The organism is Thioalkalivibrio sp., from assembly GCF_041685615.1.
Lineage (GTDB): Bacteria > Pseudomonadota > Gammaproteobacteria > Ectothiorhodospirales > Ectothiorhodospiraceae > Thioalkalivibrio.
The window spans coordinates 1-2,556 of record NZ_JAWLFK010000108.1 but is presented as its reverse complement, the minus strand read 5'-3'; the positions used below and the strand labels follow the sequence as shown (position 1 = coordinate 2,556).

General features: G+C 61.0%; 1 protein-coding gene. It reads left to right on the top strand.

What is annotated here, in order from left to right; translation table 11 throughout:
- The first annotated feature begins 1,248 nt into the window (after nt 1–1,248).
- Nucleotides 1,249–2,223, top strand: coding sequence for a PstS family phosphate ABC transporter substrate-binding protein (locus ACESLR_RS11990; protein ID WP_373054654.1), 975 nt, complete (start codon nt 1,249–1,251; stop codon nt 2,221–2,223).
- Nucleotides 2,224–2,556 lie beyond the last annotated feature (333 nt).

The window sequence follows — 2,556 nt, the reverse complement described above, 5'->3', positions numbered from 1 at the left end:
GTAGCTGTCCCATACAGAGAAGCATTGACGGGCGAAACGGACCTTCCAGCTTTCCAGCCCGCTCGCTCGGGACTGGCACGGAATCCATCCCAGGTTGCGCTTCTTGCCCGGGAGAGGCGCCCGCGCAGCGGGCTCCACTTGAACTGGGTCCGGGGCCTCGCCTGCACAGCGATGACTTCCTGGATCGTGGCGGAGCCGATGATCCCGCCACGCTGCGTGTCGATGCCCGCCGTTACGTTCTGGACGTCGAGTCAGACCGCCCCATGCCCTGGATCCAGCCCACGTCCAGTATCGGTACATGTCGTGCCTCATAGGCCATTTCGCTGGGGAGGTTTCAGAGCTGGCCGGTCTCGACCGCCATCCGATCCAGCTACCTTGGCGTGGCGGTCTTTCACCCAGCACGCTGAAGGGCCTGATCACGGTGTGCGTGGCAGGCATGACGTCAGGATACAAGTAAATTGGGCGCGAATCCTCCCATGGTTAAAGCCAGAGACTTCCCGTGCCCTTTTGGTACATCGGAGAACGAATCGGCGGGCGACTTACGAGGCGATCCTGGAACGACCCGGTGACGCGATCGACTCCCGGGCGCTGGCGTGCCACCATTTGGCGCCTACCAATGGGTGGAGGCGGGTCACGGAAGGGCCGCTAAGGATAGCGTTGGGCTTGTTTCAGCCAGGGGTCGTGGTGTTGCATGGCGCTCACTTGGGGTCGCTGCGCACCTGGCTGGGGGATGGATGCGCCGGGCACCCCTGACCACGCTGGAAGACGAAAACATGCCGGTGCAGCACAACTACCTGCACGGTGGCACACGGAGAGCAGCGCGGTTCGGATGTAGGGAGTGGAGATCTTCACCGGCAGGGTCATGCAGGGTCATCTCGAGATGAGGCATGGATGATCGAGTTTCCCCGCCGATGGATTTCGTTGATTTCGCGGCCCCGCTACCGGGGCTTCGGCGGGAGGGTTACTGCCACGGGCACCAATTTCATGGAGAAGAATGCACGGGTCATGAACTGCCCTCTGCTCCCCGACAGTGCGCCCGGATAAACGCGTGGATCGTGGCGCACTGTCTGCAAGCAGGTTGACGCGAAGGGTGGCCACTGCGCTCTCACCGACCGGTTGTCACAGTTTCATCTTCCTGTCACACGCGAGTGCCAGAATCCGATCTCGCACTAGCGTTGTGTTGAATCCGAAAAGAGGAATTCTCTGATGAAACCGTTTGCTGCATCCACAATTGGCCTAGCCGTCATCATGGCTGCCTCCGTTGGCTCCGCCCATGCCCGTGACCAGATCCGCATCGTCGGTTCGTCTACTGTCTTCCCGTTCTCGAGCTACGTCGCCGAAGAGCTGGGCTCGACCACCGATTGGCCGACCCCGGTCATCGAGTCCACTGGTTCCGGCGGTGGCATGAAGATCTTCTGTGAAGGCAAGGAACTGGACACGCCGGATTTCACCAACGCGTCGCGCCGCATGAAGCCCTCCGAGTTCGAGCGCTGCCAGGAAAACGGCGTCACCGACATCACCGAAGCGCTGATTGGCTATGACGGCATCGCCTTCGCCCAGAGCAACAAGAACGACAGCGCCGCGTTTACCCGTGAGCAGATCGCGATGGCGCTGCTTGAGCAGGTGCCGGTCGACGGTGAGCTGGTCGACAACCCGTACAAGAAGTGGAGCGATATCGATTCATCGCTGCCGGACCGCGAGATCCGTGTCTACGGCCCGCCGACCACCTCGGGTACTCGTGACGCTTTCGAGGAGCTGGTTCTCGAGGCCGTGACCGAAGAGATGGAAGCCTACGGTAACGAAGGCTATGCCAACCTGCGCAAGGACGGTGCCTACGTCGATGCGGGCGAGAACGACAACCTGATCGTTCAAAGGCTCGACAAAGACACCGACGCCTTCGGCATCTTCGGCTACTCCTTCCTCGACGAGAACAGCGACAAGCTGATCGGTTCGAGCATCGACGGTGTGGATGCGGAGCCGGAAGCCATCAGTTCGGGTGACTACCCGGTTTCCCGTTCGCTGTGGTTCTACATCAAGAACAGCCATGCCGACGACGTCCCGGCAATGGACGACTACGTCGAGCTGTTCATGAGCGACAAGATGATCAGCGATCTGGGCTACCTCAAGGGCATCGGCCTGATCACCTTGCCGCAGGCGGAACTCGAGGAATGGCAGGATCGGGTTGGCGAGCGCACCAAGCTGAAGAAGTCCGATCTCGAGTAAGCGAAGGAACCTCTTCCTCAGGGATGGGGGAGAGGATGATGGGGAAAGGATGCCCCCCAGGGATGGGGAAAGCCGGTGGGTCGCCCGCCGGCTTTCTCTTGTCGCAAGCGTTTGGTGTTTCGGTTACCGAACGCTTGCAACAGGAGCTTGGTTCCCAATAATGGGCCGCTTTGGACTATCCACCCGGGCTTGCGCGGCGACGCCGTGGCGTTGCACGAAACGATACGGAAAGCGCTGAAATGCAGACCGACCAGATACTGATGACGTTCTTTGCCGGGGTGCTGCTCCTCGGGGTGCTGGGGTTCTTCCTCGGCCGCTCCAAGGCCACTCGGG

Excerpts from the sequence above, each read along its gene's own strand:
- ACESLR_RS11990 (WP_373054654.1), top strand. The coding sequence starts at position 1,249 with ATGGCTGCCTCCGTTGGCTCCGCCCATGCCCGTGACCAGATCCGCATC.